Below are 13,768 nucleotides of genomic sequence, written 5' to 3'. Positions count from 1 at the left end.
GGAGAAATTCCCTATGTTGCATATCTTCTGTCCTCACTGTGGCGAACTGCGCTCCGAAGAGGAATTCCACGCCTCCGGCCAAGCGCACATCCCGCGCCCGCTGGACCCGAATGCCTGCACCGATGAAGAGTGGGGCGACTACATGTTCTTTCGCGATAACCCCCGTGGCCTGCACCACGAGCTGTGGATTCACGCTGCCGGTTGCCGCCAGTACTTCAACGCCACGCGTGACACCCTGACCTACGAAATTCTTGAAACCTACAAGATCGGTGAGAAGCCACAATTCACCGCCAAGGCCTCTGGAGAGAAGGTATGAGCCAGACCAATCGCCTGTCCAACGGTGGCCGGATCGACCGTAATAAAGTCCTGACCTTCAGCTTCAACGGCCAGACCTACAAAGGCTTTGAAGGCGACACCCTGGCCGCAGCCCTGCTGGCCAATGGCGTCGACATCATCGGCCGCAGCTTCAAGTACTCGCGCCCTCGCGGCATCTTTGCGGCCGGCGCCGAAGAGCCGAACGCGGTGCTGCAGATCGGCGCCACCGAAGCCACCCAGATCCCTAACGTGCGCGCCACGCAACAGGCGCTGTACCAAGGTTTGGTCGCGACCAGCACCAACGGCTGGCCGAACGTCAACAATGACGTGATGGGCATTCTCGGCAAGGTCGGCGGCAAGCTGATGCCGCCGGGTTTCTACTACAAAACCTTCATGTACCCGCAATCGTTCTGGATGACGTACGAGAAGTACATCCGCAAGGCAGCTGGCCTTGGCCGTTCGCCGACCGAGAACGATCCGGACACCTACGACAACATGAACCGTCACTGCGACGTGCTGGTCGTCGGCGCAGGCCCTGCAGGCCTGGCTGCTGCACTGGCAGCGGCGCGCAGCGGTGCCCGTGTGATCCTCGCCGATGAGCAGGAAGAGTTCGGCGGCTCGTTGCTCGATTCCCGCGAAAGCCTCGACGGCAAGCCGGCCGCCGAATGGGTCGCCAGCGTCATTGCTGAATTGAAAGCCCTGCCGGACGTGGTGCTGCTGCCTCGCGCCACCGTCAACGGCTACCACGACCATAACTTCCTGACCATTCACGAACGCCTCACCGATCACCTCGGTGACCGTGCGCCGATTGGTGTGGTGCGCCAGCGTATTCACCGTGTACGCGCCAAGCGTGTGGTGCTGGCCACCGGCGCGTGCGAGCGTCCGCTGGTGTACGGCAACAACGACGTGCCGGGCAACATGCTGGCCGGTGCCGTTTCGACCTACGTGCGCCGCTACGGCGTGGCACCGGGCAAGAAGCTGGTGTTGTCGACCAACAACGACCATGCCTACCGTGTTGCGCTGGACTGGCTCGACGCGGGCCTGCAAGTGGTGGCGGTGGCCGATGTGCGCCACAACCCACGCGGCGCCTTGGTGGAAGAGGCGCGTGCCAAAGGCATTCGTATCCTCACCGGCAGCGCCGTGATCGAGGCCCGTGGCAGCAAACACGTCACCGCTGCCCGCGTGGCCGCGATTGATGTGAAAGCCCACAAAGTCACCAGCCCTGGCGAGTGGCTGGAGTGCGACCTGGTCGCCAGCTCCGGCGGTTACAGCCCGGTGGTTCACTTGGCTTCGCACCTGGGTGGCAAGCCGACCTGGCGTGAAGACATCCTCGGTTTCGTACCGGGCGAAGCCCCGCAGAAACGCGTGTGCGTGGGGGGCATCAACGGCGTCTACGGCCTCGGTGATTCCCTGGCGGACGGCTTTGAAGGTGGCGTGCGCGCGGCCAGCGAAGCCGGGTTTGCACCAGTGGAAGGCACTCTGCCAAAAGCTTTGAGCCGCTTGGAAGAGCCGACACTGGCTGTCTACCAGGTACCGCATGACAAACCGACTGCACGGGCGCCGAAGCAATTTGTCGACCTGCAAAACGACGTGACCGCCGCCGCCATCGAACTGGCGACCCGCGAAGGTTTCGAGTCGGTCGAGCACGTCAAACGCTACACCGCGCTGGGCTTCGGCACCGACCAGGGCAAGCTGGGCAACGTCAACGGCCTGGCCATTGCCGCCCGTTCGCTGAACGTGACTATCCCGCAGATGGGCACCACCATGTTCCGGCCGAACTACACGCCGGTGACTTTCGGTGCGGTCGCGGGCCGTCACTGTGGGCACATCTTCGAGCCAGTGCGCTACACCGCGCTGCAAGCCTGGCACGTGAAGAACGGCGCCGAGTTTGAAGACGTTGGCCAGTGGAAACGCCCTTGGTATTTCCCGCGCAACGGTGAAGACCTGCACGCTGCGGTGAAACGCGAATGCCTGGCCGTGCGCGACAGCGTCGGCCTGCTGGATGCGTCCACCCTCGGCAAGATCGACATCCAGGGCCCGGATGCGCGTGAGTTCCTCAACCGCATCTACTCCAACGCCTGGACCAAGCTCGACGTGGGCAAGGCGCGCTACGGCCTGATGTGCAAGGAAGACGGCATGGTCTTCGATGACGGCGTGACCGCTTGCATCGCCGACAACCACTTCCTGATGACCACTACCACCGGCGGCGCGGCTCGCGTGTTGCAGTGGCTGGAAATCTACCAGCAGACCGAATGGCCAGACCTGAAGGTGTACTTCACCTCGGTCACCGACCACTGGGCGACCATGACCCTGTCCGGGCCCAACAGCCGCAAGCTGTTGAGCGAAGTGACCGACATCGACCTGGACAAGGACGGCTTCCCGTTCATGACCTGGAAGGAAGGTCTGGTCGGCGGCGTACCGGCGCGCGTGTTCCGGATCTCGTTTACCGGTGAGCTGTCGTACGAAGTCAACGTGCAGGCCGACTACGCCATGGGCGTGCTGGAAAAAATCGTCGAGGCAGGCAAGAAATACAACCTGACCCCGTACGGCACCGAAACCATGCACGTACTGCGGGCCGAGAAGGGCTTCATCATCGTCGGCCAGGACACCGACGGCTCGATGACCCCGGACGACCTGAACATGGGCTGGTGCGTCGGCCGTACCAAGCCGTTCTCGTGGATCGGCTGGCGCGGCATGAACCGTGAAGACTGCGTGCGCGAAGAGCGCAAGCAACTGGTGGGCTTGAAGCCGGTCGATCCAAAAGTGTGGCTGCCGGAAGGCGCCCAGCTGGTGTTCGATCCGAAGCAGACGATCCCGATGAAGATGGTCGGCCACGTCACCTCAAGCTATGCCCATAACTCCCTCGGCTATTCGTTCGCGATGGCGGTGGTGAAGGGCGGCTTGAAGCGCATGGGCGAGCGGGTGTTCTCACCGCAAGCGGATGGCAGCGTGATCGAGGCGGAGATTGTTTCCTCGGTGTTCTTCGACCCGAAAGGCGATCGCCAGAACATCTGACAGACCGAGTCGCCTGCATCGCAGGCAAGCCAGCTCCCACATTTGGAATGCATTCCCCTGTGGGAGCCGGGCTTGCCCGCGATGAGGCCCGAACAGACAGCACAGCATTCAGAACAGGTGCTCCATGACAGCAGCCAATGTTTACCAACAACGCCCCACTTCCGGTGCCAAGGCCGAGTCGTCGCTGCACCATGCCGACCTCGCCAGCCTGGTCGGCAAGGGCCGCAAGAACGCCGGCGTGACCGTGCGTGAAAAGAAACTTTTGGGCCACCTGACGATTCGTGGCGACGGCCATGACGCCGCCTTCGCGGCCGGCGTACACAAGGCCCTGGGCATCGAATTGCCCGGCGCCCTGCAAGTCATCGTCAAGGGTGAAACCAGCCTGCAATGGCTCGGCCCGGATGAGTGGCTACTGGTCGTGCCAAGTGGGGAAGAATTTGCCGCCGAGCAAAACCTGCGTGCCGCCCTGGGTGATTTGCATATCCAGGTCGTCAACGTCAGCGGCGGCCAGCAGATCCTAGAACTGCGCGGCCCGAACGTACGCGATGTGCTGATGAAGTCCACCAGCTACGACGTGCACCCCAACAACTTCCCGGTGGGCAAGGCGGTGGGCACGGTGTTCGCCAAGTCGCAACTGGTGATCCGCCACACGGCCGAAGACACGTGGGAACTGCTGATCCGTCGCAGCTTCTCGGACTACTGGTGGTTGTGGCTGCAGGATGCGTCGGCCGAGTTCGGCCTGAGCGTAGAAGCCTGATATGACGCAACGCTGACATTGTGGGAGCTGGCTTGCCGGCGATAGCGGTCTTGAGAACGCCATCGCCGGCAAGCCGGCTCCTACAAGGTTGCGTTGCATGCAGATGGTTGAGGAGTGTTTTGCAATGAGCCGCGCACCCGACACATGGATTTTGACCGCCGACTGCCCCAGCGTGCTCGGCACGGTGGATGCGGTCACCCGCTACCTGTTCGAGCAGGGCTGCTACGTCACCGAGCACCATTCGTTCGATGATCGCCTTTCGGGTCGGTTCTTCATTCGTGTGGAATTCCGCCAGCCCGACGGGTTTGACGAGCAGGCTTTCCGCGATGGCCTGGCCACGCGCGGTGAAGCCTTCGGCATGATCTTCGAACTGACGGCGCCGAACTACCGGCCAAAAGTGGTGATCATGGTCTCCAAGGCCGATCACTGCCTGAACGACCTGCTGTACCGCCAACGCATCGGCCAACTGTCGATGGACGTGGTCGCGGTGGTGTCCAACCACCCCGATTTGAAGCCGTTGGCCGACTGGCACCAGATTCCCTACTACCATTTCCCCCTCGACCCCAACGACAAACCGTCCCAGGAGCGTCAGGTGTGGCAAGTGGTGGAAGACACCGGCGCCGAGCTGGTGATCCTTGCGCGCTACATGCAAGTGCTGTCGCCGGAGCTGTGCCGCAAGCTCGATGGCAAGGCCATCAATATTCACCACTCGTTGCTGCCGGGGTTCAAAGGCGCGAAGCCGTATCACCAGGCGTACAACAAGGGTGTGAAGCTGGTGGGCGCCACGGCGCATTACATCAACAACGACCTGGATGAGGGCCCGATTATTGCCCAGGGCGTGGAGGTGGTGGACCACAGCCACTACCCCGAGGACTTGATTGCCAAGGGGCGCGATATCGAAGGGCTGACGTTGGCCCGGGCGGTGGGGTATCACATTGAGCGGCGGGTGTTCTTGAACGCCAATCGCACGGTCGTTCTTTAGATCGCTATCGCGGGCAAGCCCGCTCCCACATTTTTGACCGTGTGAACCCGATCAAATGTGGGAGCTGGCTTGCCTGCGATGAGGCCCTAATAAACAACACAAGAAACAGCATCTGTACCCGAGCACTTAAACGCGCTGCCTGCCTGGGCAACGTGGTTCCATAAAAACAACAGCGAGGTGAAAGCATGTCTGGTAATCGTGGTGTCGTGTATCTCGGCAACGGCAAGGTCGAAGTACAGAAAATCGACTATCCCAAAATGCAGGACCCCCGTGGCAGGAAGATTGAGCACGGCGTCATCCTGCGCGTGGTCTCCACCAACATCTGCGGCTCCGACCAACACATGGTCCGCGGCCGTACCACCGCCCAGACCGGCCTGGTGCTCGGTCACGAGATCACCGGCGAAGTGATCGAGAAGGGCAGCGACGTCGAGAACCTGAAAATCGGCGACCTGGTGTCCGTGCCGTTCAACGTGGCCTGCGGCCGTTGCCGCTCCTGCAAGGAACAACACACCGGCGTGTGCCTGACCGTCAACCCGGCCCGTGCCGGTGGCGCCTACGGCTATGTCGACATGGGCGACTGGACCGGTGGCCAAGCCGAGTACGTGCTGGTGCCGTACGCTGACTTCAACCTGCTCAAACTGCCGGACCGCGACAAGGCCATGGAGAAAATCCGCGACCTGACCTGCCTCTCCGATATTCTGCCGACCGGCTACCACGGCGCTGTGACGGCCGGCGTTGGCCCGGGCAGCACCGTCTACATCGCCGGTGCCGGCCCGGTTGGCCTGGCCGCAGCCGCTTCTGCCCGCCTGCTGGGTGCGGCGGTGGTGATCATCGGTGACGTCAACCCGGTGCGCCTTGCCCACGCCAAGGCCCAGGGTTTTGAAATTGCCGACCTGTCCAAGGACACTCCGCTGCACGAACAGATCGCCGCACTACTGGGCGAGCCGGAAGTGGATTGCGCGGTCGACGCCGTAGGCTTCGAAGCTCGTGGTCATGGTCACGAAGGCGTGAAGGCGGAGGCTCCTGCCACTGTGCTTAACTCGCTGATGGGCGTGGTGCGTGTGGCAGGCAAGATCGGTATCCCCGGCCTGTACGTGACCGAAGACCCGGGTGCTGTGGATGCCGCCGCGAAGATGGGTAGCCTGAGCATTCGCTTTGGCCTGGGCTGGGCTAAATCCCACAGCTTCCACACCGGCCAGACCCCGGTGATGAAGTACAACCGCCAGTTGATGCAGGCGATCATGTGGGACCGAATCAACATTGCCGAAATCGTCGGTGTGCAGGTGATCAGCCTGGATGACGCGCCGCGTGGTTATGGCGAGTTCGATGCGGGTGTGCCGAAGAAGTTTGTGATCGATCCGCACAAGCTGTTCAGCGCGGCGTAAATCTCAAACACGCGTAAATCCAAATGTGGGAGGGGGCTTGTCCCCGATGGCGTAGTGTCAGTCGCTTATTTGTTGGCTGAAACACCGCTATCGGGGGCAAGCCCCCTCCCATGGTGTTTTGGCTCGGCTTAAATTGATGCCAATTGGCCCTGATACAGCACGGGGCCGGTGGGTTGCCCAGTGGGCGAGCCGCCCTGTGGTTCCAGGCTGACGGCGAGGGTTAGCGGGGCGGTGAGCAATGCCTGCTGCTCCTTGCTCAACTGAATTCGACCTTTGCCGGCAACAGGCACCAGGCCCAGGGACACCGGCTTACCGCCAGCCGGGATAGCCCACAGTTCCAAGGCGCGCGTCGGTTCCACGGCGGCCAGTGACAGCGCCTCCACTTGCAAATGATCGCCAAACGCCTGGATCTGCAGCGCCGGTTGCTGGTTGGCGCTGGCCAGTGTGGCGCTGTACTCGGGGCCGATATCGCGCTGGTACAGCACGCCCACCAACAGCGCCACTACCACGGCGCAGGCGGCAGCCAGCACGCGGAAACTCATCCAGAACGGTTTCTTCGCCGGCATATGCAGCACCTGCGGTTCGATGCGCGCCTTGATGCCCTCCCACACATGTTCCGGCACCGGCCGTTCGGGCAGCGCGCCGGTCAGGCTGGCGAGGGCGTCCTGCCAGTGGCCGAGTTCGACCCGCAGCGCGGCATCGTCGAGCAACAGGGCATCAAAACGTCGGCGCGCGGTGGCCGGCATCAAGCCGATGGCGTAGTCGGCGGCGAGGGCGCGGCGCAGGGCGGTGGTTTGGTAGTTCATGATTCAAGGCACCTGCGCAGGCGCTCCATGCCGCGACGAATCCAGGATTTGACCGAGCCCAGGGGCGCGGCCAGGTGTTCGGCCAGTTCCGAGCACGACAGGCCCTGGAAATAAGCCACGGTGATGGACTGGCGTTGCATGCCGTCCAGGGTGTCGAGGCAGCGGTTGAGGGCGCGGGCGTCACGCTCGCTGTCGAGCTGTTCGTGGGCGCTGGGGCTGTCGTCGAGCATCGCGTCTTGTTGGCCGTCTGCCAGCGGTTGCTCGCGGCGTTTGCGCAGTTGGTCGATGGCCAGGTTGCGGGTGATGTTGACCATCCAGGTCATCGGTGCCGCCAGGTGCGCCTCGTAGCGCGAGGCGTTGTACCAGATGCGCACGAAGGCCTCTTGCAGCACTTCGTCGGCCAGGTCCGAGCGGCCCATGAAACGGAAGGCCACACCGTGCAGGCGCGGTGAGACACTGCGGTAAAGGGTTTCGAACGCCTGGCGGTTGCCCAGGGCGCATTGGGCCAGCAAGGGCCGCAGCGGATCAGCATCGTTGATGGAAATAGGGCTTCTCCAAGCACTCGAACGAGAGCGACGGGACTGCGCACGGTAGGCAGAGGGTAGTTCAGCTCTTGCATTCATTCCATCCGACTCCGGGCGGTGCATGCCTGTTATACGCGCGAGCACGTAATCCGGATGCAGCTTTTTCTGAACTAATCTTGAGGTGGGAACATTCCTTTGGGACTGTCAGTCAAACGCCTGCTTTTTAGCTCCTACTTTCAGAGGTTGTCTTGATGAAGATTTCACGCGGTTTTGCCCTGTCCTGCCTGCTGAGTGTGGCCGCTGGCCCGGTGTTTGCCGCAGGTTTCAGCCTCGGTGACGTGGCCAATGCCGTCTCCGGCGCCCAGGGCAACAACAAGGCGGCGGCAGCAGCGCCCAGCTCCCAGACCGCCGGCCTGCTGAGCGCCCTGACCTCGCAATTGAACGTCACCCCGGAACAAGCCGTGGGCGGCACCGGCGCCATGCTGGGCCTGGCCAAGAACCAGCTGAGCAGCACCGACTACTCGCAACTGGGCAAAAGCGTACCGGGCCTGGATCAACTCTCGGGGAGCAACTCCCTGGGCAGCCTCGGCGCCTTGAGCGGGATGCTCGGCCAGAGTGGCGGCAGCAAGACCAGCGGCCTCGATGGCCTGCTGGGTAACGTGAAGAACACCAGCGACCTGAACACCGCGTTCAGCGCGCTGGGCATGGACAGTGGGATGATCGGCCAGTTTGCGCCGGTGATCCTGCAATACCTGGGCGGCCAGGGTGCCAGCAGTTCGGTCTTGGGCAAACTGGCCCAGGCGTGGGGTACTGGCGGTTAACGTCCTGTCGCGCGCAGCTGTTCGATGCGCGCGTCCTTCTCCATCCAGAGCTGGTTCACCCAGTTCTGGACAGTCTGGCGAAATGCCGGATCATTCTCGTAATCCCCCTGCCACAACGCCGGGTCCAGCTCACGGGTGCGGATATCGATGATCACCTTCGGCACGGCGCCGCTGATCAAGTCCCAGAAACCCGGGATCTTCTCCTGTGGATACACCACGGTGACGTCGAGGATCGCGTCCAGCTGTTCGCCCATCGCCGCCAGTACAAACGCCACGCCGCCCGCCTTGGGCTTGAGCAACCGGGCAAAGGGTGACTCCTGCTGTTTGCGCTTGGCTTCGCTGAACCGCGTGCCTTCCAGGTAATTGACCACTGTCACCGGCTGGCGCTTGAACAGCTCGCAGGCTTCTTTAGTGATTTTCAGATCCTGCCCGGCCAGTTCCGGGTGCTTGGCCAGGAAGGCCTTGGTGTAGCGCTTCATGAAGGGGTAGTCCAGCGCCCACCACGCCAGGCCCAGGAAAGGCACCCAGATCAGCTCTTTTTTCAGGAAGAATTTGAAGAAAGGCGTGCGGCGGTTGAGGGTCTGGATCAGTGCCGGGATGTCCACCCAGGATTGGTGGTTGCTGATCACCAGGTAGGAGGTGTCACCGCGCAGGTCATCGCCGCCGCGAATGTCCCATTGGGTCGGGATGCACAGCGAGAAGATCAGCTTGTCGATCTCGGCCCAGGTCTCGGCGATCCACATCACCGCCCAGGACATGTAGTCGCGCAAGCGGCCGGGGGCGATCAGCTTGAGCAGGGCAAACACCATCAACGGGCCGAAGAGGACCAGGGTGTTGAGCAATAGCAGCAGTGTGACGAAACAGCCGGTGAGCAGGCGGCGCATAAGCAACTCTTGGTGTCCGGTGGGCGGGCCATCATAAGAGAGGTGAGTCTAGAGGCCAAATCGCAAATCGCCCGGCGAATGTTTCACAATGTACCGGGTATGCTGCAAGCGAGCTAACTAACCGGCGCTTTTGCGGTCTAGAATCCGCCTACTTCTTTCCGAGGAAATCACTTCGTGAAACTGCTCCTTGCCGCCTTTGCCCTGGTTGCCTTGCCCGTCATGGCCGCCGAACCGACCCTCTACGGTCGCTATGAATACATCCAACTGCCGGAGATCGGCCAAACCTTCAAGGCCAAGATGGACACCGGCGCGCTGACCGCCTCGCTGTCGGCCCGCAACATCGAAACCTTCCAGCGTGACGGTGACGACTGGGTGCGTTTCCGCCTCGGCGGCAAGGACGCGAGTGACAAAGTCTACGAACACAAGGTGTCGCGCATCAGCAAGATCAAGAGCCGCGCCGATGAAGACGACGACAAGGACGAAGCCACCGTGGCCAAGCGCCCGGTGATCGACCTGGAAATGTGCCTGGGCAACGTCAAGCGCACTGTCGAGGTCAACCTCACCGACCGCAGCAGTTTCAACTACCCGCTGCTGATCGGCGCCAAGGCCCTGCGTGAATTCGGTGCAGCGGTAAACCCGGCCCGTCGTTACACTGCTGACAAACCGGACTGCTGACGGACCACCATGCCGCATATCCTGATTGTCGAAGACGAAGCGGCCATCGCCGACACGCTGATTTTTGCCCTGCAAGGCGAGGGCTTCACCACCACCTGGCTGAGCCTCGGCCAGGAAGCGCTGGCCCATCAGCGTCAGACACCGGCCGATTTGGTCATCCTCGACATCGGCCTGCCCGACATCACGGGGTTTGAAACCTGCAAGCAACTGCGCCGTTTCAGTGAAGTGCCGGTGATGTTCCTCAGTGCGCGGGATGGCGAGATCGACCGCGTGGTGGGGCTGGAGATCGGCGCCGACGATTATGTGGTCAAGCCGTTCAGCCCTCGGGAGGTGACGGCGCGGGTCAGGGCGATCCTCAAGCGCATCGGCCCGGGCACTGCGCCCACGGTGTTCCAGGTTGATCTGGATCGCATGCAGATCGCTTATCGCGGCCAGCCGCTGGGCCTCACACGCCATGAGTTCCGCCTGCTGCAAAGCCTGCTGGAGCAACCCGAGCGGGTGTTCAGCCGCGAGCAGTTGCTGGATGCGGTGGGCGTGGCGGCGGATGCCGGCTATGAGCGCAATATCGACAGCCATATCAAAAGCCTGCGCAGCAAACTGCGGATCGTGGCCGCCGATGCCGAGCCGATCCAGACCCACCGCGGCCTCGGTTACAGCTACAGCCCGAGCAATAGCTGATGCGCCTGGGGCTGCGGATCTTCCTGGTGTACGCGCTGTTTATCGGTCTCACCGGCTACTTTGTGCTCAGCACGGTGATGAAGGAAATCCGCCCGGGCGTGCGCCAGTCCACCGAAGAAACCCTGGTGGACACCGCCAACCTGCTGGCCGAGATCCTGCGCGATGACGTAAAAAACGGCACCCTCGGCCAAAGCCACTGGCCCGAACTGCTCAAGGCCTACGGCAACCGCCAGCCGGGCGCGACAATCTGGGGCCTGCCGAAAAACCAGGTTAATCACCGTATCTACGTCACCGACGCAAAAGGCACGGTGTTGCTCGATTCCACGGGCGAGGCGGTGGGCCAGGACTACTCCAAGTGGAACGACGTGTACCTGACTCTGCGCGGCGAGTACGGCGCCCGTTCCACCCGCAGCGAACTGGACGACCCGGCGTCGTCGGTGATGCACGTGGGCGCGCCGATCCGTGACAACGGCCAGATCATCGGCGTGGTCACCGTGGCCAAGCCCAACAGTTCATTGCAGCCTTATGTGGACCGTACCGAACGCCGCCTGCTGTGGTACGGCGCCGGGTTGGTGATTCTCGGTCTGTTGCTCGGTGCGTTGCTGTCATGGTGGCTGAGCGTGGCCCTGCGCCGGCTCACGGCGTACGCAGAGGCTGTCAGCGAAGGCCGGCGCGCTGAGTTGCCTCACTACCGGGGCGGCGAGTTGAAGCAGCTGTCCACGGCCGTGGAGCACATGCGCACGCAGCTGGAGGGCAAGGCCTACGTCGAACATTACGTGCACACCCTGACCCACGAACTGAAAAGCCCGCTGGCGGCGATTCGTGGCGCGGCGGAGCTGTTGCAGGGCGATATGAGCCGCGAGCAGCAGCAGCGTTTTGTCGGCAATATCGACAGCGAAAGTGCGCGCCTGCAGCAGTTGATCGAGCGCCTGCTGAACCTGGCGCAGGTCGAGCAGCGCCAAGGCCTGGAAGAGCAAGTGGCGGTGCCGCTGGCAACCATGGTGGACAACGTACTCAACGCTCAATGTGCGCGTATCCAGCGCTTCGACTTGCACGTGGAGCAAGGGATCGCCGCGGATGTGCAGCTGTTTGGCGAGCCCTTTCTGCTGCAACAGGCCCTCGGCAACCTGCTGGAAAATGCGCTGGATTTCACGCCCCCTGGCGGCACGCTGCGCTTCTCGGCGCAGCGCCGGGATAACAAGATTGAGGTGAGCCTGTTCAACCAGGCTGAGCCGATTCCCGACTATGCCCTACCGCGCTTGAGCGAGCGTTTTTACTCGTTGCCACGGCCTGTGAGCGGGCGCAAGAGCACCGGGCTGGGATTGAACTTCGTGCAAGAAGTGATGCAGTTGCATAACGGCGGGCTACAGATCGGCAACGTTGCCGGCGGCGTGCTTGTGGTGCTGTGGCTGCCCGACGTCGACTGAGCAGAGGCCTGCATGACTCAACCGAAAGGCTTCTGGAACAGCCGCTGGGCTTTGGCCGGGTCCAGGTGTGCGACGTTGATGCGCAACCAGGGGCTCTTGAGACCATTGGCGTCGAACAACTGGCCGGGCGCCAGCAGGATGCCCTGCTTGTAGGCGCGTTCAAGGAAGTCATCGGTTTGAGTCAGTTCGGGGTGGCGTATCCAGAGAAACAACCCGCCATCGGGCAGGTGGAAGATCTCCCAGCCCCAGCGTTGGAAACTCGCTTGAGCGATCGCCTGGTGGGTCTGCAATTTGCGTTGAACCAGGTTCAAGTGCCGTTCGTAAATACCGTCCGACAGGATCGTGCTGAGAAAACGCTCGCAGAAGCTCGGCACGGCGACGCTGGTCAGCAGTTTCAAGTCGGCCAACGCTGCAATCAGGTGGGGCGGTGCCACCAAATAGCCCACCCTTAGGCTGGCCGAGAGTGTCTTGGAAAAGCTGCTGATGTAGATCACTTTGCGCAAGCCGTCGAGGGTCGCCAGCCGCGTGCCGTGTTCGCCGGTCAGGTCGCCGTAAACGTCATCTTCCACCAGCAGCAGATCGTACTGATAAGCCAGCTGTAAAATCTGGAAAGCCCTGTGCGGGCTCAACGATGAGCCGGTGGGGTTGTGAAATTGCGAGTTGATGAAGAAGGCTTTTACGGTTCGGCTGGCCAGGGTTTTTTCCAGTGCTTCGATATCCGGGCCGTCAGGCAGCCGCGCGACGCCGACCACCGTGGCACCGCGCAGGGCCAGCAGTTGCACCAGGTTACTGTTGCAGGGGTCGTCCACCAGTACGCAATCGCCGGGCTCGATAAGTTTGCGAATCACCAGGTCCAGCGCCTGGGTGGCGCCGAGGGTGGTCAGCACCTGATCGGGGTTGACCGTTAAGGCCAGCCTGTTGTGCAGGTGTTGGGCAAGGTTCTGGCGCAGCGGCAAATGACCGAGTGGATCGCCGTATTCGATCAGCGAGCTGTGGGCGAAGTTGGCCGTACGGCGGATGATCCTCGCCAGGGCCTGGGTGTCGCGCCAAGCCGGCGGCAGCCAGCCGCAGCCCAGTTTCATGCTGTAGGCATCGCCATGGAAGATCCGCCAGAAGGCGTTCAAGTTTCCTCGGTCAATGGCTTCCAGGGGCGCCATCTGGGCAGGCGCCGGTGGTTTGCTCGCCTGGGCCTCGACGAAAAAACCACGGCCTTGGCTGGCGCTGATCCACCCATTGATTTCCAGGCGCTCGTAAGCGCTGACGACGGTATGGAAGCTCAGGTCGTGCCTGGCGCTGAGCTCGCGAATGGACGGCAAACGCTGCCCGGGCTTGATCTCGCCACGCCCGATAGCCTCCTTGATGGCACTCACCAGCTGTTCGATGACGGCAGTCTTTGGTGAGCGGTCTAGTATGAGTTCCATCCCTGTGACCCTGACCATGAAGTGTTAGGGCAAATCTTCTAACAGTTATCACAGCAGGACCAGCACTGTTTTTGGGTT

General features: G+C 62.2%; 13 protein-coding genes. 9 read left to right on the top strand and 4 right to left on the bottom strand.

Annotation, left to right across the window (positions count from 1 at the left end):
- Positions 1 to 13: 13 nt before the first annotated feature.
- From HX792_RS14080 to fdhA, 5 genes are all read left to right on the top strand, one after another.
- A complete protein-coding gene (locus HX792_RS14080) occupies positions 14 to 316 on the top strand; it encodes a sarcosine oxidase subunit delta (protein ID WP_010207083.1) in 303 nt (100 codons plus the stop codon).
- On the top strand, positions 313 to 3,330 hold the full coding sequence (locus HX792_RS14075; protein WP_176996670.1) for a sarcosine oxidase subunit alpha: 3,018 nt from the start codon (positions 313 to 315) through the stop codon (positions 3,328 to 3,330). The genes HX792_RS14080 and HX792_RS14075 overlap by 4 nt, the downstream gene beginning before the upstream one ends.
- A 124-nt stretch (positions 3,331 to 3,454) precedes the next feature.
- Positions 3,455 to 4,087 (top strand): sarcosine oxidase subunit gamma, encoded by a 633-nt coding sequence (locus HX792_RS14070; protein WP_176996669.1) that lies wholly within the window; start codon positions 3,455 to 3,457, stop codon positions 4,085 to 4,087.
- Between the two features lie 124 nt (positions 4,088 to 4,211).
- Entirely contained in the window at positions 4,212 to 5,069 is an 858-nt protein-coding gene (purU, locus tag HX792_RS14065) for a formyltetrahydrofolate deformylase (RefSeq protein ID WP_005792124.1), read from the top strand.
- A gap of 185 nt (positions 5,070 to 5,254) precedes the next feature.
- Positions 5,255 to 6,454, top strand: a complete 1,200-nt coding sequence (gene fdhA, locus HX792_RS14060; RefSeq protein ID WP_016972852.1) for a formaldehyde dehydrogenase, glutathione-independent — start codon at positions 5,255 to 5,257, stop codon at positions 6,452 to 6,454.
- A gap of 128 nt (positions 6,455 to 6,582) precedes the next feature.
- On the opposite strand, the gene HX792_RS14055 is transcribed toward fdhA, so the two are convergent.
- Both HX792_RS14055 and HX792_RS14050 read right to left on the bottom strand, forming a co-directional pair.
- Complete coding sequence (locus tag HX792_RS14055; RefSeq protein ID WP_176996668.1) at positions 6,583 to 7,260, bottom strand: anti-sigma factor domain-containing protein; 678 nt, start codon at positions 7,258 to 7,260, stop codon at positions 6,583 to 6,585.
- Positions 7,257 to 7,883, bottom strand: coding sequence for an RNA polymerase sigma factor (locus HX792_RS14050; RefSeq protein ID WP_176996667.1), 627 nt, complete (start codon positions 7,881 to 7,883; stop codon positions 7,257 to 7,259). Before HX792_RS14050 ends, HX792_RS14055 begins: the two co-directional genes overlap by 4 nt.
- Positions 7,884 to 8,035: 152 nt before the next feature.
- On the opposite strand from HX792_RS14050, the gene HX792_RS14045 reads away from it, so the two are divergent.
- Positions 8,036 to 8,605 (top strand): DUF2780 domain-containing protein, encoded by a 570-nt coding sequence (locus HX792_RS14045; protein WP_176996666.1) that lies wholly within the window; start codon positions 8,036 to 8,038, stop codon positions 8,603 to 8,605.
- Here the strand turns inward: HX792_RS14045 and HX792_RS14040 are convergent.
- Positions 8,602 to 9,489, bottom strand: coding sequence for an acyltransferase (locus HX792_RS14040; protein WP_176996665.1), 888 nt, complete (start codon positions 9,487 to 9,489; stop codon positions 8,602 to 8,604). The genes HX792_RS14045 and HX792_RS14040 overlap by 4 nt on opposite strands.
- Before the next feature lie 174 nt (positions 9,490 to 9,663).
- On the opposite strand from HX792_RS14040, the gene HX792_RS14035 reads away from it, so the two are divergent.
- Genes HX792_RS14035 through creC form a run of 3 tightly spaced genes read left to right on the top strand, consistent with a single transcriptional unit; the run spans position 9,664 to position 12,269 of the window.
- Positions 9,664 to 10,164 carry an ATP-dependent zinc protease gene (locus tag HX792_RS14035; protein WP_176996664.1) on the top strand — a complete coding sequence of 167 codons (501 nt, stop codon included), beginning with the start codon at positions 9,664 to 9,666 and terminating at the stop codon, positions 10,162 to 10,164.
- A 9-nt stretch (positions 10,165 to 10,173) separates the two neighbouring features.
- Positions 10,174 to 10,842 (top strand): two-component system response regulator CreB, encoded by a 669-nt coding sequence (creB, locus tag HX792_RS14030; RefSeq protein WP_176996663.1) that lies wholly within the window; start codon positions 10,174 to 10,176, stop codon positions 10,840 to 10,842.
- Positions 10,842 to 12,269, top strand: a complete 1,428-nt coding sequence (gene creC, locus HX792_RS14025) for a two-component system sensor histidine kinase CreC (RefSeq protein ID WP_176996662.1) — start codon at positions 10,842 to 10,844, stop codon at positions 12,267 to 12,269. The genes creB and creC overlap by 1 nt, the downstream gene beginning before the upstream one ends.
- 17 nt (positions 12,270 to 12,286) lie before the next feature.
- Here creC and HX792_RS14020 read toward each other — a convergent pair whose 3' ends face one another.
- Complete coding sequence (locus tag HX792_RS14020; RefSeq protein ID WP_176996661.1) at positions 12,287 to 13,690, bottom strand: PLP-dependent aminotransferase family protein; 1,404 nt, start codon at positions 13,688 to 13,690, stop codon at positions 12,287 to 12,289.
- Positions 13,691 to 13,768 lie beyond the last annotated feature (78 nt).

Source organism: Pseudomonas sp. B6002 (assembly GCF_013385985.1).
In the GTDB taxonomy this organism is placed as follows: domain Bacteria; phylum Pseudomonadota; class Gammaproteobacteria; order Pseudomonadales; family Pseudomonadaceae; genus Aquipseudomonas.
The sequence above is the reverse complement of the archived record's forward strand: the minus strand, read 5'-3'. Positions and strand labels throughout refer to the sequence as shown.